The following is an 18,531-nucleotide window of genomic DNA, read 5'->3' as shown; positions in this document are numbered from 1 at the left end:
TCTCCGCGTTAGATCAGGCCCGCCCGGATGGCGGCCGCCACCGCCTGCGCCCGGTTCCGCAGCGCCAGCCGCCGCTGGGCCCGGTGCAGGATGTTCTTGATGGTGCGCTGGGAATAGCCCATCTCCGCACCGATCTCCGCGGTGTCCCTGCCTTCCGCGATCAGCCGCAGCACGCGGATCTCGCGTTCGTCGAACAGCGCGGACCGCTCCGGCGCGCCCACCAGCGCGTCGTATCCCGCGGCCAGTTCCCGCGGCGACGTCAGAGCCGCCGTCCGCGCGGTCATGACCTCGGCGATCAACCGCTCCGCCCGTGCCGCCGCGTACGGCAGCAGACAGCGGACACCGGCGGCCGCGGCCGAACGGTGGCCGTCCGGGGGCAGCGGCCCGGCGATCAGCACGCCGGGCAGGACGCCCTGTTCGGTCACCGCTCGCCGAAGTACCGGGAGAGCGTGGTCGAGCGGATCCTCCGCGACCACCAGGACGTCCGCGCCGCGGCGGGCGGACGGCACCACGTCGAGCACCGCGGCCCGCGACAGCATGTCGATCAGGCCCGCCCTGGTCAGCGGGTCGGCCGTGTAGACGGCCACTCTGAGGTCCGTGGCGTTCGCGTCCACGCCGCCATCTTGAGCCTGGGGGAGCGCGCTCGACGCTGTGCCGGGCGGGACCCGGCCCGTAAGGACGCCGGATCCGCCCGAAAGCCGGACACCGCGGCCGCGCGGGCGGTCAGGCCGCGAGCGGTCCGAACACGAGGGTGCCCGGCGCCTCGGCGTCGTCGCCCGCCCAGAATTCGAGCCACAGCGCGGCGAACTCGCTCCGGGACAACATGCCGTCGCCGTCGGAGTCCAGCAGCGGGAACGTGGTGTCGGTGTCGGTGGGGCGGCCGTTCCAGACCTCGATCAACCGGCGGTACTCCGCCGCGGAGATCAGGCCGTCCCCGTTCTCGTCGATCGCTTCGAACATCGCGTCGGCCGTCGCGGTCACGGCCTCCGGTGTGTCCGGCAGCCGGTCCACCACCAGCAGGACCTCGTCGAGGGTGACCTTGTCGTCGCGGTCGCGATCCGAGGCGGCCAGGAGGGTCGTCCACCAGCTCAGCATGATGCCGGTCAGGCGTGGCCCGTCGTCCTGGCCGCGCACCCGCGACCAGCGCTCGGCCAGTGCCCGGAAGTCCTGCTCCTGAAGGAAACCGTCGCCGTCGACGTCCATCGCGGCGAAGACCCCCGAGATCTTGCGCCGCTGCAAGTCGCTTGCCATGTGTCCGAACGATAGGACCGGACGCCGGAGCGGCACATCGGCCATTCAGGGCCACGGCCTTCCACTATCGGGGGACGGGAACCTCCTCACTGAGCGCGTCGAGAATCTTGCCAAGCGCGGACTGTGCCACCGCCGAGGTGTACGGGCCGACGGCGACGAGCGACGCGATCAGCGCCGAAGCCTCGCCCGGCGTCAGTGAAATCGGCGGCAGCGCGGGCCGGGCGTCGATGCCGTAACCACCGCGAGGTCCGCGGTGGATGGTGATGGGTACGCCCGCTTCACGCAGCCGGGTGATGTCTCGTTCCACGGTCCGCAGGCTCACTCCGGTCGCCGTCGCGAGGTGCGCGCCCGCCACCCGGCGCGGTGCCCGTACCCGCAGCAGTTCGATGATCGCGTGCTGCCGTTCGACCAGCGGCACCGCCTGGTGCAACTGGGTCATCCCCGCGATTCCCCCGGAACCGACCAGCCGCTGGGGCATTTCCGCTCCCTCGAATTCCGTATAGCCGACCCCGCTCTGACGTCTATTGGATCTTAGGCTGATTTTCCGTTCTCATGATTGGACTTCCATGCCTTCACTGTTCGCCTTTCCCGGCGATTTCCGGCGTTTGTGGATCGGCCAGACGGTCAGTGCGTTCGGCGACAAGGTTTCGCGGATCGCCTTGCCGACCGTCGCTTTGCTCGGACTCGGCGGGACGGCCTGGGACGTCGGCTTGCTGGCCGCGCTGCGGTTCGTACCGTTCGTGCTGATCGGCTCGGTGGCGGGGGTGTGGGTCGACCGGGTCCCGTACCGGAAGACGATGATCTTGGCCGATGTCGGCAGGCTGGTGGCGATGGGTTCCATCCCGGTCGCGTACCTGTTCGACGTTCTCGCGCTCGGCCAGTTGTTTGTCGTCGCCGGAGTGGTGGGCGTGCTGACGGTGTTCTTCGAAGTCGCGGCGCAGTCCTGTCTTCCGGTGCTCGCCGGACCGGAAGGGATCGTGGCGGGCAACGAACGCCTGCAGACCTCCCGTGCGGTCGCCGAGGTCGGTGGAGCGGCCGCCGCGGGCGGATTGATGCAGATCCTGGGCACCGCACTGGCGATCCTGGCCGACGCGCTGTCGTTCCTTGTCTCACTGGTGTCACTGATGCTGATGCGCCACCGAGAACCACCCGCGAGCAAGCAGGCGAAGCCACGTTCGGCACTGAAAGAGGCCAAGGAAGGCCTGTCGGTCTTGCTGTCCGACGCGCGGCTGCGCAACCTGATGTTCGCGAGTGCGACGGTGAATCTCGGCGTGGCGACGGCGAGCACGCTCGTCCTGGTGTTCGCCTACGAGCACGGACAACTGGGCCCGGGCGCCGTCGGTCTCGCGTTCGCCATCGGCACGGCCGGGCTCATCCTGGGAGCGGTGTCGGCCGGGGCGATCGCCCGGCGTCTCACCCTGGGCCGGACGCTGGCGATGTCGATCTTCGTGACCGGCCTGGCTTTTGTGATCCTGCCCATCGTCGGGCAAGGTGCCGCGCTGACCGCGTTGATCGTGAGCCAGTTCCTCATCGGGTTCGCCGACTCGGTCTTCGACATCCACGTGCTCAGCCTGGTGCAGCGGATCACCCCGCCGGAGATGAGGGGCCGGGTCAACGGGACCGCGCTTTCGGTGGTCTTCGGCACCGGGACCCTCGGCGGGGTCACCGGCGGCCTCGTGGGAACCGTGTTCGGCACCCTGCCCGGACTGGCGATGGCCGCGGGGATCATCTGCTGCGGAGCGGTTTTCGTCCTCGTCGGACCTTTGCGGACGATGCGTGACGACGCGAGCGAGTCGACCGGCACGGCGGTACGCTTTCAGCAGAGTCCTGAAGACGCGCGGCAGCACCTCCACGGAGGAGAACGATGACCGCCGAAATCGAACGGGCGGCGCACGCCTATTGCCCCGCCTGCAACACCGATCCCGGCCGGGGTGACCCGGTCACCGCGCTCTGCGGGGCCACCCACCCGTTCTGGGGGCGTCGCGAGCGGCCGGTGAACAACTGCCCGGCGTGCGAGACCCTCGCCGCGAAAACGTTCTACCCATGCGGTCACACGGGGAGCGAACGTTGACCGTTAAGGCTCGCGCATTCGGGGTATCCGGGTTCGGTGAGCCCCTGACGGGTCACCGAACACAGGGAGGTCCCCGTGTACACCAAGCAGGCCGCGCGGACCGCTGACCAGGTCGCGAGTCTGCCTCTGCGGGCCGATGCGGACCTGGCCGAGCCCGCCCGGGTGCGGGCCTGGGCGCGCGCGAAACTCCCGGACCTCGCGGAAGAGGAACTCGCGGACACGATCCTCGTACTGGACGAACTGGTGTCCAACGCGTTGCGGCACGGCAAGCCGCCGCGCCGGGTGCGGTTGGTGTGGCTGCCCGGCCGGTTGCTGGTCGAGGTGGACGACTCCGCCCCCACACCTGCCGTCCCGCGTCCACCCACGGACGACGGCGGCCGCGGCCTCGCGCTGATCGACGCGTGCGCCTCGGCCTGGGGACAGGATCTCCGCGACGACGGGAAGACCGTATGGGCCGAACTGGCCAAGACGCAGTCCGTTTCAGAGCGGGTATGACGGGTATCCAGAGGCACCGGACCACAACGAACGGAGGCCCGATGAACGACAAGGCCGAGAACAAGGCGGAAGAACTCAAGGGTAAGGCCAAGGAAGCCGTCGGGAACGCCACGGACAACGAGCAGTGGCAGGCCGAAGGCAAGGCCGAGCAGGGCAAGGCCAACGTGAAGCAGGCCGGAGAGAAGATCAAGGACGCGGTGAAGGGCGTTCGGGACTGAGCCGACGGCCGAATGGGGTCCGCCTTCGGGCGGGCCCCTTTTCCGCGTGCTCGGCCGGTCGCCGGGTACGGTCCGGCCATGGAATTCCGGGATTTCGACGGCGTCAGGATACGGCGGCCCTCGGTCGAGCGAGCCGGCCTCGAAAGCGAGGAGGCCTTGTTCCGGGGCGACTTCGATTTCGACTCCGTTCATCTCGACGGAGGTGACCACGACGGGGTCCGCGGGGGAGGGGAGATCACGCGCTCCCTCGTTTCGGACGTGCATCTGGCGAACGCCCGGCTCGACAGGCTGGCGTGGTCCGATGTGGTCTTCGAAGGGGTCGACCTGTCCAACGCGGTCATCCGCGAGCTGACGGCGCGCCGGGCCGAGATCCTTGACTGCCGGGCGATCGGGCTCGGCGTGTCGATCACCTCCGCCTCCGATCTGTACGTCGAAAACGCGCGATTCGACTATGCGTCGGTGGACGTCGTCCGCGTCAAGAGCGCGGTCGTGTTCTCCGGATGCTCGTTCCGGGAGACCGTGTTCTCCGGCGACCTGTCGCGGCTGACCTTTGTGGACTGTCAGTTCACCGAAACGGAATTCGCGGCGACGGGGGCGGTGGGCTGCGATCTCCGCGGCTCGCGGCTGTCCGGGGTCCGGGGGCTGCTCACGCTGCGCGGGGCGAAGATCACGAGCGAACAGGCCGTCTCGCTGGCGGGGATCATCGCGGCCGAGAGCGGTTTGTCGGTCATCGGCTGAGCCGCGCCGCGGGCGTGCCAAGCCACTCACGACTCACGCGACCAAAGTCATCCCTCCGGGTAGAAGACGAAGAGCGAGCACCCGGTGGCCGAAGCGGGCACATGCCAGGAACCGGCCGGAGCATGCAGGAAAGTGCCCGCCGGGTAATCGCGCGCGCCGTCGTTGAAGGTGCCCGAGAGGACGTACACCTCCTCCGGGCCCGGTTCGTGGACGTCGCGGCGCGGCCATGACGTGCCGGGATCCATTTCCAGCACGTTGGCGTGCGCCCCGTTCGGTCCTGTCCACAAAGGACGCACGCGGATCCCGGGGAAGATCTCGCGGACGGGGGAATCCTTGACGGAGACGGAAGTGTAGCCCTCTTGGGCGAGGATCTCGGGGTGCATGACCCCATGCTGCCGCCGGCGCCGCGCCGCCGGAAAGTGTCGGACAAGACACCATGGGGTATTTTCCTGCCATGCATCGTGTGACGGCCCTCGTGCGGCCGGTGCAGTCGACGTTCGAACTCGGCATCGCCGCGGAGGTCTTCGGGACGGAGCGGGCCGGGGTGCCGCGGTACTACGACTTCGACGTCTGCACCGAGAAACCCGGCCCGGTACCGACCACCGCCGGATACGCGATCTCCGTGACCCGCGGCCTTTCCGCGCTGGCGGCCGCGGACACCGTGCTCATCCCGGGCTGGACCCCGGCGGACGCGCCGTTGTCCGCTCCCGTGCGCCGGGCGCTTCTGCGCGCGCACGCCAGGGGAGCGCGGCTCGTCACGATCTGTTCCGGGGTGTTCGCGCTGGCCCGCACCGGGCTGCTGGACGGCCGTTCGGCGACGACGCACTGGGCGTGCGCGGCCCGGCTGCAGGAGGAGTTCTCCCGGATCCGCGTGGAAGCCGACGTGCTCTACGTGGACCACGGCGACGTCGCCACGAGTGCCGGGGCGGGCGCGGGGATCGACCTCTGCCTGCACCTCGTCCGGCGGGACCATGGGGCCGCGCACGCCGCTCTCGTGGCGCGCCACATGGTGATGCCGCCGCATCGCGACGGCGGTCAGGCGCAGTTCGTGCCCGCCCCGTCGCCCTCGGATGAGCTGGACGGCCTCCTCGATTGGGCGGGCGCGCGCCTCGGGACGCCGTTGTCGGTGAGTGAGCTGGCCGCGCACCTCAGTGTCTCGCCGCGCACCCTCGCCCGGCGGTTCGCCGACCGGCTCGGCACGACGCCCGGGGGATGGCTGCTGACGCGCCGGGTGACCGAGGCGCGCACCCTGCTGGAGGAGACCGATCTGCCGGTGGAGGTGATCGCGGCCCGCGTCGGGCTCACCTCCGCGGTCAACCTCCGTCGCCGGTTCCGTGCCCAGGTCGGTACGACGCCGGGTGCCTACCTGCGGGCGTTCCGCGGCTCGTGACCCGCCCGGGTGCCGGGGTTTGGGGTGCGCGGGCGTGGGTATTACCCCCTCGTGTTGCTCCAGCACCGGCGCGTCGAAGCCGGCGCGCGGCCGGATCGGCTGGTCGCGCTGATCTTCCACGTGATCGCCGGGGTCGGGATCTCGCGGCGGACGGCCGTGCGGATCGCCAGGGACCTGCGCGGGGAAGGTCTCTTGCCGGATCCGGTCCTGGTCTCCCGCGAAGATCTAGACCGGGTGGTCTCCGCCCTCCAGCTCGTCCTCGAAAGCCGTGTCGACAAAGGACTGCTCGCCAAAGCGCTGGAGGACGCCGTCCTGCTGGACGAATACCGGTCGCTGCCCGCGCCGCAGCGGGTCGTCGTCGAAGCGGTGGTCGAGCGGCATCGGTCCATTCCCGCCGTCGCGGCGGAACTCGGGTTGAGTCCGGAGGAGGTCCGGACCCGGTTGAACGAGGCCCTGCGCGGTGTCGCCGCGTCGGCCTGGGTTTCGCCTTGAGCGGAACAGCGCACGCGGGCCCCGTCCCGATGACACGATGACCGTATGGCGGACATCCTACCTTTCCACCAGAAGCGCGCCTCCACCGCCGATCGCGAGCCGGAGCCGCTGTGGCGTGACGTGCTGGGCCAGAGCCTGCGCGCGGCCAGGGAGGAACAGGGCGGCCGCCTCGTCGACGTCGCGGAGCGCGCCGGGATCTCCCCGCAGTACCTGTCGGAGATCGAGCGCGGCCGCAAAGAGCCTTCCAGCGAGATGATCGCCGCGGTCACCGGCGCGCTCGGGGTCGACCTGGCGGATCTGCTCGTCGGCATCGCGGGCTCGGTCCGGCGGCGCCACGGCACGGGTCTCGCGGTCGGCCGCCGCCCGGCGGGACCCGTGCTCATGGCCGCCTGAGCGGTCAATCCCGCTGATCGAGGACGCGGTCCGCCAGCCCGTAGGCGACAGCGCCCGCCGCGTCGAACACGCGGTCCCTGTCGGTGTCGTGCCGGAGATCCGCGACGCTGCGGCCGGTGTGGGCGGAAAGGATCTCCTCGAGCTGCGTCCGCACCCGCACGACCTCGTCGGCCTGGAGGATCAGGTCCGGGATCGTGCCGCGGCCCTGCGCCGCGGGCTGGTGCAGCACCACGCGGGTGTGCGGCAGCACGAACCGGTGCCCGGCCTTGCCCGCGGCCAGCAGGATCGCCCCCGCCGCGACGGCCTGGCCGACACAGGTCGTCGCCACCGGCGCCTTGATGAAGCGCATGGTGTCGTAGAGCGCGAGCATCGCGGACGGGTCGCCGCCCTCGGTGTTGATGTAGAGGTTGATCTCCTGCTCCGGGTTGTCCGCCTCCAGGTAGAGCAGCTGGGTGATCAGCGCGTTCGCCACGCCGGAGTCGATCGCGGTCCCGAGGTAGATGATCCGCTCCGACAGCAGATGCGAGTAGACGTCCATGATCCGCTCGCCGGCGGGACTGCGGGAGATGACGTTGGGGATGGTGTAGCTGCTCATGCGCCGACACCCCTTTCCGAGCCGAGACCGAGTTTGTGGGTGCGCACGGGGACGACCTGGTCGAGCCGTTCGACGACGTGATCGATGAAGCCGTATTCGCGCGCCTGCTCGGTGGTGAACCAGCGATCGTGCAGGGAATCGGTGAAGATCCGGTCGATGGGCTGCCCGGTGTCCTCGGCGATGAGGCCGAGCACCGTGTCCCGGGTGTAGCGCAGATCGTCCGCCTGCACCTCCACCTCGACGGCCGACCCGCCGATACCCGCCGAACCCTGGTGCATCAGGATCCGCGCGTGCGGCAGGGCGAACCGCTTGCCCGGCGTGCCCGCGGAGAGCAGGAACTGCCCGGCACTGCACGCCAATCCCAGCGCGAGGGTGGCGACATCGCACGGCACGAGCCGCATCACGTCGCGGATCGCCAGCATCGACGGGACCGAGCCGCCCGGCGAATGGATCCACAACGCGATGTCCTTGCGCGGATCCTCGCTCGCCAGTGACAGCAGCTGGGTGGTGAGCACCGTCCCGTTGTCGTCGTCGAGCGCGCCGTCGAGGACCAGCACACGCTGGCTGAAGAACCGTTCCCGGAGCCGTTGGTCGAAGAGTGCCTGTTTCTCGTTGTCGGTCATGCCCCGACCATGCCGCCGGGGCCCGGCTGTCCGCCGGTTTCTCTGCTGTGAGCGGATCAGCCCACAGCAGGACGCTTGGCAGGGACGAACCAGGCGACGCCCGCCACGATGAAGGCGAAGACGAGAACGAGGACATCCATGGTGAAACCCGGCTGAACCGGAAGGCCGAGGTGCATCCGATCCTCGCCCACGAAGGTCAGCAGACACAGCGAGAGCAGGGTCAGCAGCGCGGAGACGCTGAGCATGATCTGCCCCGCCCGGACCCTGACGAGCAGGCTTGCGCCACCCGCCACCGCGGCCACTCCGGCGAGGACCAAGCCGGCGTCTCCCACCGTGATCGACAGATGCGCGAACTCGAAGAAGTAGTACGCCTGATGCACCAGCATCGCGTTCGCGAGCAGTGCGAAGCCGAGCACCATGCCGGCCACCCCTGCCAGGACCGCGAACACCGAGGGCGGCCTCAGCCCTGGCCGCTGGGGCGCTGGGGTTTCGACCCCGCTTACGGCCTGGGCCAGCAGCGGGAACGCGTGGTCCGGCAATATGCGTGCTTGCGGGGCCTTCGCCAGCAGCCCCCGGAGGACGTCCGCGAGCGGGCCGTATGTCCGGGTGAAGGACGGCTGCTCGTTGACGACGGCGTACAGCGTGGCCGCGACGTTCCCCCGCTGGAAGGGATTCCCGCCCTCGCTCGCGCTGAGCAGTGTCACGCCGAGCGACCAGAGATCCGAGTGGGGAGTGCCTTCGTGCCCCGCGATCGTTTCGGGGGAGAGGAAGGCCGGTGTGCCTGCCGGATCGAGGGCCTTGGCGATCCCGAAACCGGTCAGCTTCACCGCGCCGTCGGGGCACACCAGGATGTTCGCGGGCCGCACGTCCCCGTGCACGACGCCCGCCGTATGCGCGGCGACGAGCGCGCCGAGCACCCTTCCGCCGATTTCGGCCACGAACCGCGCCTCCAGCGGACCGGACGACGTCAAGTCCTCCAAGGTCCGCGCTTCCACGAGGTCCATCACGAGGAAGGCCGCCCCGTCCGCGACCACGACCTCGTGGACGGGCACCACCGACGGATGATCCACTCCGGCCATCGCCTCGCGCCGAAGCCGTTCCACGAGCGCCGCACGGGTCGCCTCGTCGACGGCGGGCAGCGGCAGCTCCTTGATCGCGACCTGGCGGCCGCCGGATCCGTCCTCGGCACGCCACAGCACGGCCGCCCCGTCGTCGCCCAGCTTCTCGAGCAAGGTGTAGCGCTCGGCGGTGGTGCGTGAAACAGCCGTCACAGTTGGTCTCCTCGAATCCCGAAGTGCCTTCGAGCGCACGCTAATTCGCGAGCATGAAAAACCGATGAAATGGCCGATCATCCATGAAGGACCCCTCGGGCTGGATATATTCACAGCCATGCTGAGCCTGGCGGCGCTGGTCGCGGACCCGGACCTCGAACTGAGCGTGGTCGTTCCCGGCCGCGACGGGGCACTGGACGAGCAGGTGCTGTGGGTGCACAACACCGAGCTGCCCGACCCCGCGCCGTACGTCCGCGAGCGCGAGGTCGTGCTGACCAACGGCCTGTGGCTGGACCGCACCGATCCGGCGGACTTCGTCGCGCGCGTGGTCCGCGCGGGAGCGGCGGGGATCATCTTCGGTCTGCGCGTCGAGCAGCCCGACACGCCGCCTGCGCTCGCCGAGGCGTGCCGGGAAGCCTCGCTGCCGCTGCTGGAGATCTCGGTGGCGGTGCCGTTCACGGCGGTCACCCGCGCCGCGGCGGCGATCCAGGCCAGGGGCAGGCAGCACGCGCTGATGTCGCTGGTGCGCCGAGGGGACGAGCTGACCTCGGCGTTGTCGAGGGGCGCCGGTGCTTCCGGGGTGCTGGCGGTCCTTCGCGGGGAGCACGAGCTGCCGCTGGCGGTCGTGGACCGGATGGGCCGGGAGCTGGCGGCGGCCGGTGCCGTACTCGACGCCGGGCAGCTGCGCGCCGCGGCGGAGGCCTTGGCCGGGCATCCACCACCGCTGGAAGCCGATCTGGGCGCGGGGACGCGGGCGGCGCTGTTCCCGGTCGGCGCGATCGGCGAAGCGGACGCCGCGCTGCTCTGCCTGCGTCCCGTGGCCGAGCTGACCCAGGGGGAGCGGGACGCGCTGGAGCAGACCGCCCGGTACCTCAGCCTGGAGGTCGCGCGGCATCAGGCGGTGCAGGCGATCGAGATGCGGTTCGCCGTCGAACTGCTGGACATGGTCCTCTCCGGCGCGCAACGGGCCGCGGAGGTGCCGGGCAGGCTGCGCGCTTTCGGGGTCGACCCGGACGGGCCGCTCGCGGTCTTCGCGCTGGCGTTCGCGGGTGACGACGACACCGCGACCCGGCCGGGGATGGCGGAGGCCGTGACCGATTTCCTGCTGGCGGACGGGTTGCCCGCGGTCGTGGCGGCGGGCAGCCGGGACGTCGTGGCGGTGCTGTCCTGGCGGTCGGGAACGCGGTCCCCCGCCGCGCTCGCACCCCGGCTGGCGGCGGCGGTGGCACACCGGTCCGGGGGCGGGCGCGTGGTCGTCGGCCTGGCCGATCCCGTCTCCGGCGCGGCCGGGCTGCGCACGCCGTTGTTGCGCAGCCGTGAAGCCTGTCGCGTGCTCCGCGGCAGGCGCGGCGGCCCGGTGGCGGCGAGTTTCGCCGAGCTGGGCAGTTACCGGTTGCTGCTGGAATCGCACGACGAGCAGTGGCGCCATGCCTTCGCCGACGCCCTGCTCGGTCCGCTGCGCGAGCACGACCGCGCCCGCGACGGCGACCTGGAGACGACACTGCGGGCGTTCCTCGACCACGACGGCCAGTGGGCGGCCACCGCCGCCGCCCTGTACGTGCACGTCAACACCCTGCGCAACCGGCTCGCGAAAGTCGCCGAGCTGACCGGCCGGGATGTCGGGCGGACGGCGGACCGCGTCGACCTGTTCCTCGCACTGGAGGCGGCGGCTCAGTCCGGATAGACCGCCGGGTCCACTTCCAGGCGCCGCAACGGTTCGGCGGGCAGTGCCGGATCGGCCAGCGCCGCGGCCGCCACGTCCCGGCACCGGGCGAACCGGACGTCGCCGAGGCCGAGCCCGAACTCGATCAGCGCCCGTACGGCGGCCAGCCGTCCCGGCCTGCCCGACAGGAACGGGTGCAGGCACAGGTTGAACAGGCACCGGTGGCGGCGCATCGCGTCCAGTTCCGCGCGCCACATCTCCAGCACCCGCACCGGGGAGGTGATCACCGAACCGATCTGGGGCGCGGGAAGGAACGCGTACTGCTCCCAGTCGTCGAGCGACCAGTGCACCGGCAGTTCGGCGATCCGGCCCGCCCCGGTTTCGATCAGGTAGGGGCGATCGTCGGCCATCAACGACGAGTCGTAGCTCAGGCCGTATCCGGCCACCAGGTCCGGAGTGTCCCAAGTGGACTCCCAGCCCGCCGCGCGATGCCCGCTGATCTCGATGCCCTGGCTCGCGAAGACCGCCATGCCGCGTTCGAAATCGGCCCGCTGTTCGGCGGCGGTCATCGTGGTCGGCGGGCGGTGGCTGTAGGAGTGATGGGCCACCTCGTGCCCGCGTTCGACGATCGCGGCCGCCAGGCCGGGCCGCTGTTCGGCGACCCAGCCCGGCACGAAGAACGTCGTCGGCACGTCCAGTTCGCCGAGGAGGTCGAGGATGCGCGGCACCCCGACCCTGGGCCCGTACGCCTGATGCGACATGGTCGACAGATGATCGGCGTAGCCCCGTCCTCGCGCGAGGATCGGGGATTCCGCGTCCACGTCGAAGGTCAGGGTCGCCACCGCGGCCGCGCCGCCGTGCCAGCTTGTTTCCGTCACGCCTGCCGACTCTCCCGCCACCGGCGCGCGTTCGCCACCGTGACCGCCGGGGTGACCATCGCCCGGTCGAATTCGGCGAGCGGTTCCGCCGCCGCGACGCGGGCGGGCAGATCGGGGTTGGCCAGCGCGCCGTGCCCGAGGGAGAGCAGGTCGGCGTGCCCGCCGGTGAGCACCTCGTGTGCCTGGGCGAGGTCGTGCATCCCGCCGTTGGCGATCACCGGCAGCCCGGTGACCTTCCTGGCGAGGGCGGTGATGGTGCCGCCGTCGGCCAGTTTCGCGGTCTCCAGCCAGTTCCGGCCCTCGCTGGCGATGTGCAGGAAGTCCGCGCCCGCTTCGGCGACGGCGGCGAAGATCACCTCGGCGTCGGCGCGGCCGCCGGGCCAGCGGTAGGTGAAGTCGTTGACCTTGGTCTGCGACAGCCGGACGCCGGTCAGCAGATCCGGTACGGCCTTGGCGACGGCGGAGACGACCCTGGCGGTCAGCCGGATCCGGTTGGCGACCGGTCCGCCGTAGGAGTCGGTGCGCTGGTTGGTGTAGTCGGTGAGGAACTGGTCGAGCAGGTAGCCGTTCGCCGCGTGCACCTCGACGCCGTCGAATCCGGCCCGGCGGGCGCGTTCGGCCGCGGCGGCGAAGCTCTCGACGACGTCGTCGATCTCGGCCGCGGTCAGCTCCCGGGGTACGGGCCAGGGTCCGGAACCGCCGTACGCGCGCATCATCTCCCCGAGGGGCTTGACGGCCGACGGGCCGACGGTGTGCTCCCGGTGCGGATTCCCCTGGGAGATCGCCCCGGCGTGCATGAGCTGGGCGATCATCCGCCCGCCCGCCGCGCGTACCCCGGCGGTGACCACTCGCCAGCCCGCGACATGCTCGTCGTTCGCGAGGCCCGGCTGGTTGAGATACCCCTGGCTGGCGGCGGTGTCGGGATAGGTGCCCTCACCGAACACCAGCCCGAACCCGCCGCGGGCGAACTCGGCGTAGCAGTCGGCCATCTCGCCGGTGGGGGTGCCGTCCGGCCGCGCCGAGACGCGGGACATGGGCGCGACGGCGTAGCGATTGCGCAGCGCGAGACCGCCGAGGGTGATCGGCGCCAGCGCGGGGTGGGCGTGGTCGACGGTGGTGGTCATGATCGGGTTCCTCCATTGTGGACGGTTTCGATGGCGAGTGGGGAGAGGCGGCCCGCGCTGATCCGGACGAGATCCTGCGGGCAGGCGGAAAGCACGACGACGCAGTCCAGTTCGGCCCGTAGCGTCACCGCGTCGCCGGGGCGCGACGACGCGGTGAGCCGGCTCAGCCGGCCGTCTTCGCCCACCGGGACGCGCATGAACACGTTGATCGGCTGGGGAACGGCGCCCGTGAAGGACAGGCCGATCTCGTCCAGCGCTTCAGCCAGGTTCGCCGCGCAAGACCGGTGACCGGGAGCCCCCAGCGCGGCGTACCGGGCCGGGTCGCAGGCCGGGATGAGCATGTCGTGCTCGCCGGGGGAGGTGTCTTCGACCAGGGTCAGGATGGGGCGGCGGCGGTCGGTCACGAAGGACTCGCCGATGGCGGGGAACAGCCTGTCGATCGCGGCGCGGGTGTGCGCGGCGCTGTGGTGCTCGGCCGGTTCGGTCCCGCTGTCGGTGAAGGCGAAGACGTCGCCGACCTGGCCTCCCTCGACGTCGATCACCCGGACCAGGTCTCCCGCCCGCACCCGGACGGCCCTCGCGGTCCCCGGTGGCACTTCCGTTCTGCTCATGCCTCCAGCAAACCGGTCTCGGCGGGTGGTTCGCCATGGAGGAACATCCACGGATTCCCGGTCCAATTGTAGAGATCTCCACCTGTCCCTCGCCCGGGAGCCTTGGTCGCCTCCTCGGTGGGCGTTGTCCGTGAAGGCCTCCTTGAGGGACCCTGAGTCCCTCAAGGAGGCCTTCACGGACTTGATGATCGCCGCAGGTGGCACGCGGGAACCAGCAGTCACAACAGGTGCGGGTGAAGGCCCCCTTCCCGCGGCTCAGCCGAGGAAACTCGACCTTCACACCTTCACACCTTCAGGCATTCGCGGCGAGGGGGAAGCGAGGCAAAGTAGTTTCGACTTTGACCACTTTCGCGGGCCGGGCTAGGGTTCGGCGATGGAAGACGTGGACGCGGCCGGACTGGACTTCTGGTCGTTCGTGGCGCTGGCGAACCGGCGGCTCGCGCAGGAGTACGGCTTCCGTCACCAGCTGGCGACCGAGGTGCTGCTGACCCTCAACCGCGCCTCGGACCTGGTGACCTACGACCTCGAAGCCGCCGTGCACCGGCCACGCGGCCGATCGTGGTCGGCGTTCCGGCTGCTGTTCGTCGTCTGGCTCGCCGGGCCGCTCGAACCGACGAGCACCGCCCGGCTGACCGGGATGAGCCGGGCCGCGGTGTCGAATCTGGTCAAGTCGCTGGTCGCGGACGGACTGCTCGACCGCGTCCCGGACGAGCGCGACGGTCGTTCGGTGCAGCTGTCGCTCACCGAGGCGGGCCGCGAGGAGATGGTTTCGGTCTTCCGCGAGCACAACGAGCGCGAATTCGGCTGGACGAACGCGCTGACCGAGACCGAACAGCGCATCCTCGTGATGCTCCTGGGCAAGCTGATCACCAGCCGCGAAGAGTTCGGCACCCGCAGCCGTCGCTAGGTTCCCGTCTCGCGGAGCGGCAGCCCTTCCCGTCTCCCGGACGAGCGGACTACGCTGCCGGTCAGGTAGTAAAAGTATGAACTAAATCGGCGAGGAGGCCGGCTATGGCGGACCGCGGACGGATTCCCCCGCTTTTCGCGGGGCTGTGCGACGACGCTGCTGTGTTCCCCCCGGGTTCGGCGCCGCTGCCGGACGCCGTCGCGGCACACGACGAGCACGTCTCCGCGTGGTACTCCGGCCTCGTCGGACCGCTGGTCGTCGCCGCCACCGCGCTCGACCACCTTGCCGGCGTACTGAGTGAACGCGCCGCACCGCTGCCGATCGCGGTGACCCTGCCGGGCGGTCCCGAGCAGCTCGACGGTGTGCTCAAGGCCGTCGCCGCCCTGCCGGTGGAACTCGAAGCCCTGGAGATCGCCGTCCCGGCGGGGATGACGCCGGACGAGGTGCTCGCCGCGATTTCCGCCGCCACCGCGCCGGTGTTCGTCGAGATCCCGCGCGACGAGCGGCGGATCCCGTTGCTGACCGCGCTTTCCGGCACCGGCCACCGCGCGAAGTTCCGCACCGGCGGCGTCCGGGCCGAGCTGTACCCCGACGAAACCGAACTCGCCGCCGCGATCCGGGCGGCGGTCGGGGCGGGCGTGCCGTTCAAGGCCACCGCCGGGCTCCACCACGCGCTGCGCAACACCGATCCGGAGACCGGCTTCGAACAGCACGGGTTCCTGAACCTGCTGCTCGCCACCGACGCCGTCCTCCACGCCGACGGTGACCCCGAAACCCTGCTCGCGGAACGGGACGGCGCGGTCGTCGCCGGGCGGGTGCGGGCGCTGGACGGGGAGCGCGTCGCCGCCGCCCGGGCGGGTTTCACCTCGTTCGGCACCTGCAGTATCACCGACCCCCTGACCGAGCTGGCCGGCCTCGGCCTGCTCGAAACGCCCCGAGGAGAGGCATGACCACGATCGACATCCCCGCCGGTTCCCTGTTCGGCCTCGGCAACCTGCCCTACGGCGTCTTCTCGATCGACGGTGACTCGCCGCGCGTCGGCGTCCGCGTCGGGGACTCGGTCGTCGACCTGGCCGCCGCCCTCGGCGACGACGTGTTCGCCGCGCCGTCGTTGAACCCGTTCATGGCGCAGGGATACGACCGCTGGGTGGCGGTCCGGGAGCGGATCCGCGAGCTGGTCTCCGGCGAGATCCCCGACGGCGCGGTGCATCCCGTCGCCCAGGTGAGCCTGCACCTGCCGATCGAGGTCGCGGACTACGTCGACTTCTACGCTTCCGAGCACCACGCGTCGAACGTCGGCAGGCTGTTCCGCCCCGACGCGGAACCGTTGCTGCCCAACTGGAAACACCTCCCGGTCGGCTATCACGGACGCTCCGGCACGGTCCTGGTCTCCGGTACGGACATTGTGCGCCCGAGCGGTCAGCGCAAGGCCCCGGCCGACCCGGCGCCGGTGTTCGGGCCGAGTACCCGCCTGGACATCGAAGCGGAGCTGGGGTTCATCGTCGGCGCGGGAACGCCGCGGAACACCCCGATCTCCCCGGATGCCTTCCCCCGCCACGTTTTCGGCGCGGTCCTGCTCAACGACTGGTCGGCCCGCGACATCCAGGCATGGGAATACGTTCCGCTCGGCCCGCATCTGGGCAAGAGCTTCGCGACCTCCATTTCCCCTTGGGTGGTACCGATCCTGGCCCTCGAAGCCGCCCGGATCCCGCTGCCCGGCCAGACGGATCCGGAGCCGCTGCCGTATCTGCGGGAGAGTGCCCCGTGGGGCCTCGACATCGACCTGGTCGTCGAATGGAACGGCGAAGAGGTCGCCCGCCCGCCGTTCCGCGAGATGTACTGGTCGCCTGCCCAGATGCTGGCCCATCTGACGGTCAACGGCGCGTCGTCGCGTACGGGAGACCTGTACGGCTCGGGGACGATCTCCGGCCCGGAGAAGCATCAGCGCGGCGCGTTCCTCGAATTGTCCTGGGGCGGCAAGGAACCGCTCACGGTCAAGGGCGAGGAGCGCACGTTCCTGCTGGATGGGGACGAGGTCGTGATCACCGGATCCGCACCGGGCGCGGACGGCGCGCGGATCGGGTTCGGCGAGGTGCGTGGCCGGGTGCTGCCGGCGAGCTGAGGCCCTGCCTGGCCTCGTGAGTGGTGATGACGGTTCTAACCGTCATCACCACTCACGAGGGCTCCTGGGGAGAGTCGAATCGCAGTTGCCGGTCGAGTACCGCCTTGGCGACCTCGGTCACCGGCCGCTGATGGCTGAAGGCATGGGCACGCAGCCGGAGCAGGGCGTCTTCGAGGCTGATCTTCAGTTCGGTGGCGAGCATCCCCGTCGCCACGTTGACGTCGTCGTAATAGCCGACGACGTCGGGGCGCGCCCACAGCGCGTTCTGCCCGCCCTCGCCGGTGCTGTCGGTCAGCAGGGCCGTCGTGGCCAGTTCGGCCAGCGCGAGGCCGTCGCTCAGTTCCTCCGGCGACAGCGGACCCGCCGCGCGGCGGTAGAGATCCAGTGTGCCCAGCGCGATCGCGCCGATCTGCAACGGGAAGGCGAATATCGCGCCGAGTCCTTGCCCGGCGGCGGCGTCCGCGAAGCCCGGCCAGCGTTGTTCGTCGATGGTGAGGTCGCTGACCAGCACGGGACCGCCGGAGGCGAAGGCTTCCACGCCTGGACCTTCACCGACGGTGTACTGCAGTTCCTCCAGCGAGATCGCCCAGTCCCCGTCCGCGGCTATCAGCTCCTGGTCGTTATCCCGCACGCGCAGGGAGATCGCGGAACCGTCGATGGCGAGTGCCTCGACGGCGACCGCGCAGACCACACTGACCCAGCCGATTCCGGAGCCCCGCTCCGAGACGCGTTCGGTGACGAGCCGCCACAGCCGTTCCCGGCGCCGACCGTCCACCGCCCGCAACCTCCGTCACTGAGAACCCGGTCGTAAACACTGCCCCGGGTCCATCATCGCGCACCCGGCCCACTCTGTCGCACTCGCGAACGAACTCGGACCGGGGGAGGTTTCAGTCCCAGCGGGTGTCCGGATCGGAGCTCCCGTCGGCGGCGGCGTCGACGACGGCGATCATCCGCTGGGCGTCGTCCCGGTGCTCCCGGCCGTCTCGCAGGTCGTAACTCGCCGTTCTCCGGTCGCAGGCGTTCCAGACCTGGAGGATCCCGATCGCCCGGCTCACCTCGGTGCGGGTGCGGACTCGCTCGAGCAGTTCCTTCGCCATTTCCTGCCGGTGCGGGTCATCCACCGTTCTCACGGTCCTCCACCCGCGGTGAAAAAGCCAGGACGGACTCGGGAGCGCGATAAGCGGCGAGCCGGCGCATGAGGTCACCTTCGTCCTTGAACGGCGGCGGATTCACGAATCGCGGGGTGCGTTCGCCCGCGAGCATTTCCCTGGCGAATCCGGCCACCGACCGCGGTGGGGCCAGTAACTCGTCGCCAAGGTACCCGACGACGATGAGGTCCTCGCCGCTGGTCGTCTCGACGGCCAGCGCCCAGCCGTGCTGTTCGTTCCACACCAGCGCCACGTCCCGATCCGGGCGGTCGGGAAGCCGCCGGTCCAAGGCGATGTAGGCGCCGGCCATCGGCTCCGCCTGCGTGCAGAACGCGTCACCGTGCAGGCCCAGTTCCCGGCTCACCCGTCGCACATAGCGATGCAGCCCGAGCAGCGCCGCTTCGCCGAAGTAGGTTTCCATGCCGATCGCCACCTCACGTCCAGTGCCTCGTCACAACGGCGCCTGCTGCTTGACGCGGCGATGAGGTTCACGCCAACGGACTGACAGGATGTCCGTTCGGCATGCGGTCCAAACCCCGTC

The 18,531-nt window shown here is 70.5% G+C and carries 25 protein-coding genes; 12 read left to right on the top strand and 13 right to left on the bottom strand.

Translation table 11 applies throughout. The features are described from left to right. Positions 1-8 precede the first annotated feature (8 nt). The 3 genes from SD37_RS25875 to SD37_RS25865 all read right to left on the bottom strand — a co-directional run bounded on the left by SD37_RS25875 (position 9) and on the right by SD37_RS25865 (position 1,729). Positions 9-614, bottom strand: coding sequence for a helix-turn-helix transcriptional regulator (locus SD37_RS25875; RefSeq protein ID WP_044851195.1), 606 nt, complete (start codon positions 612-614; stop codon positions 9-11). 109 nt (positions 615-723) lie between these two features. After that, positions 724-1,251, bottom strand: a complete 528-nt coding sequence (locus tag SD37_RS25870) for an EF-hand domain-containing protein (protein ID WP_174567855.1) — start codon at positions 1,249-1,251, stop codon at positions 724-726. A 64-nt stretch (positions 1,252-1,315) separates the two neighbouring features. Then, on the bottom strand, positions 1,316-1,729 hold the full coding sequence (locus SD37_RS25865) for a helix-turn-helix transcriptional regulator (RefSeq protein WP_044851194.1): 414 nt from the start codon (positions 1,727-1,729) through the stop codon (positions 1,316-1,318). 88 nt (positions 1,730-1,817) lie between these two features. On the opposite strand from SD37_RS25865, the gene SD37_RS25860 reads away from it, so the two are divergent. The 5 genes from SD37_RS25860 to SD37_RS25840 all read left to right on the top strand — a co-directional run bounded on the left by SD37_RS25860 (position 1,818) and on the right by SD37_RS25840 (position 4,773). Beyond that, complete coding sequence (locus SD37_RS25860) at positions 1,818-3,119, top strand: MFS transporter (protein WP_044851193.1); 1,302 nt, start codon at positions 1,818-1,820, stop codon at positions 3,117-3,119. After that, positions 3,116-3,322, top strand: a complete 207-nt coding sequence (locus tag SD37_RS25855; protein WP_044851192.1) for a hypothetical protein — start codon at positions 3,116-3,118, stop codon at positions 3,320-3,322. The genes SD37_RS25860 and SD37_RS25855 overlap by 4 nt, the downstream gene beginning before the upstream one ends. 75 nt (positions 3,323-3,397) lie before the next feature. After that, positions 3,398-3,817, top strand: coding sequence for an ATP-binding protein (locus SD37_RS25850; RefSeq protein ID WP_083255079.1), 420 nt, complete (start codon positions 3,398-3,400; stop codon positions 3,815-3,817). Positions 3,818-3,858: 41 nt separating this feature from the next. Next, complete coding sequence (locus SD37_RS25845; RefSeq protein ID WP_037313578.1) at positions 3,859-4,035, top strand: CsbD family protein; 177 nt, start codon at positions 3,859-3,861, stop codon at positions 4,033-4,035. Positions 4,036-4,113: 78 nt separating this feature from the next. Next, positions 4,114-4,773, top strand: coding sequence for a pentapeptide repeat-containing protein (locus tag SD37_RS25840; protein ID WP_044851191.1), 660 nt, complete (start codon positions 4,114-4,116; stop codon positions 4,771-4,773). A 47-nt stretch (positions 4,774-4,820) separates the two neighbouring features. On the opposite strand, the gene SD37_RS25835 is transcribed toward SD37_RS25840, so the two are convergent. After that, the gene (locus SD37_RS25835) at positions 4,821-5,156 is read right to left on the bottom strand and encodes a cupin domain-containing protein (RefSeq protein WP_044851190.1); all 336 of its coding nucleotides are present in this window, start codon (positions 5,154-5,156) and stop codon (positions 4,821-4,823) included. Between the two features lie 71 nt (positions 5,157-5,227). Between SD37_RS25835 and SD37_RS25830 the strand changes: the two genes are divergently transcribed. Genes SD37_RS25830 through SD37_RS25820 form a run of 3 tightly spaced genes read left to right on the top strand, consistent with a single transcriptional unit; the run spans position 5,228 to position 7,048 of the window. After that, on the top strand, positions 5,228-6,163 hold the full coding sequence (locus SD37_RS25830; RefSeq protein WP_044851189.1) for a helix-turn-helix domain-containing protein: 936 nt from the start codon (positions 5,228-5,230) through the stop codon (positions 6,161-6,163). A gap of 51 nt (positions 6,164-6,214) precedes the next feature. Next, entirely contained in the window at positions 6,215-6,655 is a 441-nt protein-coding gene (locus tag SD37_RS25825) for a hypothetical protein (protein WP_044851188.1), read from the top strand. Positions 6,656-6,700: 45 nt separating this feature from the next. After that, positions 6,701-7,048 carry a helix-turn-helix domain-containing protein gene (locus SD37_RS25820; RefSeq protein WP_044851187.1) on the top strand — a complete coding sequence of 116 codons (348 nt, stop codon included), beginning with the start codon at positions 6,701-6,703 and terminating at the stop codon, positions 7,046-7,048. 4 nt (positions 7,049-7,052) lie between these two features. Here SD37_RS25820 and SD37_RS25815 read toward each other — a convergent pair whose 3' ends face one another. Genes SD37_RS25815 through SD37_RS25805 form a run of 3 tightly spaced genes read right to left on the bottom strand, consistent with a single transcriptional unit; the run spans position 7,053 to position 9,537 of the window. After that, positions 7,053-7,643 carry a ClpP family protease gene (locus SD37_RS25815; protein WP_044851186.1) on the bottom strand — a complete coding sequence of 197 codons (591 nt, stop codon included), beginning with the start codon at positions 7,641-7,643 and terminating at the stop codon, positions 7,053-7,055. After that, positions 7,640-8,266 (bottom strand): ClpP family protease, encoded by a 627-nt coding sequence (locus SD37_RS25810; protein ID WP_044851185.1) that lies wholly within the window; start codon positions 8,264-8,266, stop codon positions 7,640-7,642. The genes SD37_RS25815 and SD37_RS25810 overlap by 4 nt, the downstream gene beginning before the upstream one ends. A 56-nt stretch (positions 8,267-8,322) precedes the next feature. Next, the gene (locus tag SD37_RS25805) at positions 8,323-9,537 is read right to left on the bottom strand and encodes a serine/threonine-protein kinase (RefSeq protein WP_044851184.1); all 1,215 of its coding nucleotides are present in this window, start codon (positions 9,535-9,537) and stop codon (positions 8,323-8,325) included. Positions 9,538-9,655: 118 nt separating this feature from the next. Here SD37_RS25805 and SD37_RS25800 point away from each other — a divergent pair, with 118 nt between their 5' ends. Next, entirely contained in the window at positions 9,656-11,221 is a 1,566-nt protein-coding gene (locus SD37_RS25800) for a PucR family transcriptional regulator (RefSeq protein WP_044851183.1), read from the top strand. On the opposite strand, the gene SD37_RS25795 is transcribed toward SD37_RS25800, so the two are convergent. From SD37_RS25795 to SD37_RS25785, 3 genes are read right to left on the bottom strand one after another with little or no spacing between them, the layout of a single operon-like run. After that, positions 11,209-12,078: a polysaccharide deacetylase family protein gene (locus SD37_RS25795; protein WP_044851182.1), complete on the bottom strand. Its 870-nt coding sequence runs from the start codon at positions 12,076-12,078 to the stop codon at positions 11,209-11,211. The genes SD37_RS25800 and SD37_RS25795 overlap by 13 nt on opposite strands. Next, positions 12,075-13,202: an oxidoreductase gene (locus tag SD37_RS25790; protein ID WP_044851181.1), complete on the bottom strand. Its 1,128-nt coding sequence runs from the start codon at positions 13,200-13,202 to the stop codon at positions 12,075-12,077. Before SD37_RS25790 ends, SD37_RS25795 begins: the two co-directional genes overlap by 4 nt. Further along, positions 13,199-13,813, bottom strand: a complete 615-nt coding sequence (locus SD37_RS25785; protein WP_044851180.1) for a DUF1989 domain-containing protein — start codon at positions 13,811-13,813, stop codon at positions 13,199-13,201. Before SD37_RS25785 ends, SD37_RS25790 begins: the two co-directional genes overlap by 4 nt. 373 nt (positions 13,814-14,186) lie before the next feature. Between SD37_RS25785 and SD37_RS25780 the strand changes: the two genes are divergently transcribed. From SD37_RS25780 to fahA, 3 genes are all read left to right on the top strand, one after another. Further along, positions 14,187-14,720, top strand: a complete 534-nt coding sequence (locus tag SD37_RS25780) for a MarR family winged helix-turn-helix transcriptional regulator (RefSeq protein ID WP_044851179.1) — start codon at positions 14,187-14,189, stop codon at positions 14,718-14,720. Positions 14,721-14,824: 104 nt separating this feature from the next. Continuing rightward, the gene (locus tag SD37_RS25775) at positions 14,825-15,670 is read left to right on the top strand and encodes a hypothetical protein (RefSeq protein WP_044851178.1); all 846 of its coding nucleotides are present in this window, start codon (positions 14,825-14,827) and stop codon (positions 15,668-15,670) included. Further along, positions 15,667-16,842, top strand: coding sequence for a fumarylacetoacetase (gene fahA / locus SD37_RS25770; protein ID WP_044851177.1), 1,176 nt, complete (start codon positions 15,667-15,669; stop codon positions 16,840-16,842). The genes SD37_RS25775 and fahA overlap by 4 nt, the downstream gene beginning before the upstream one ends. A gap of 52 nt (positions 16,843-16,894) precedes the next feature. On the opposite strand, the gene SD37_RS25765 is transcribed toward fahA, so the two are convergent. The 3 genes from SD37_RS25765 to SD37_RS25755 form a co-directional block, all read right to left on the bottom strand. Beyond that, a complete protein-coding gene (locus tag SD37_RS25765; RefSeq protein ID WP_052674911.1) occupies positions 16,895-17,617 on the bottom strand; it encodes a GAF and ANTAR domain-containing protein in 723 nt (240 codons plus the stop codon). A gap of 112 nt (positions 17,618-17,729) precedes the next feature. Continuing rightward, the gene (locus SD37_RS25760; protein ID WP_044851176.1) at positions 17,730-17,963 is read right to left on the bottom strand and encodes a hypothetical protein; all 234 of its coding nucleotides are present in this window, start codon (positions 17,961-17,963) and stop codon (positions 17,730-17,732) included. Next, positions 17,956-18,411, bottom strand: a complete 456-nt coding sequence (locus tag SD37_RS25755; RefSeq protein ID WP_044851242.1) for a DUF6292 family protein — start codon at positions 18,409-18,411, stop codon at positions 17,956-17,958. The genes SD37_RS25760 and SD37_RS25755 overlap by 8 nt, the downstream gene beginning before the upstream one ends. Between the last annotated feature and the right edge of the window lie 120 nt (positions 18,412-18,531).

This window comes from Amycolatopsis orientalis (assembly GCF_000943515.2).
GTDB classification, from domain to species: domain Bacteria; phylum Actinomycetota; class Actinomycetes; order Mycobacteriales; family Pseudonocardiaceae; genus Amycolatopsis; species Amycolatopsis orientalis.
The sequence above is the reverse complement of the archived record's forward strand: the minus strand, read 5'-3'. Positions and strand labels throughout refer to the sequence as shown.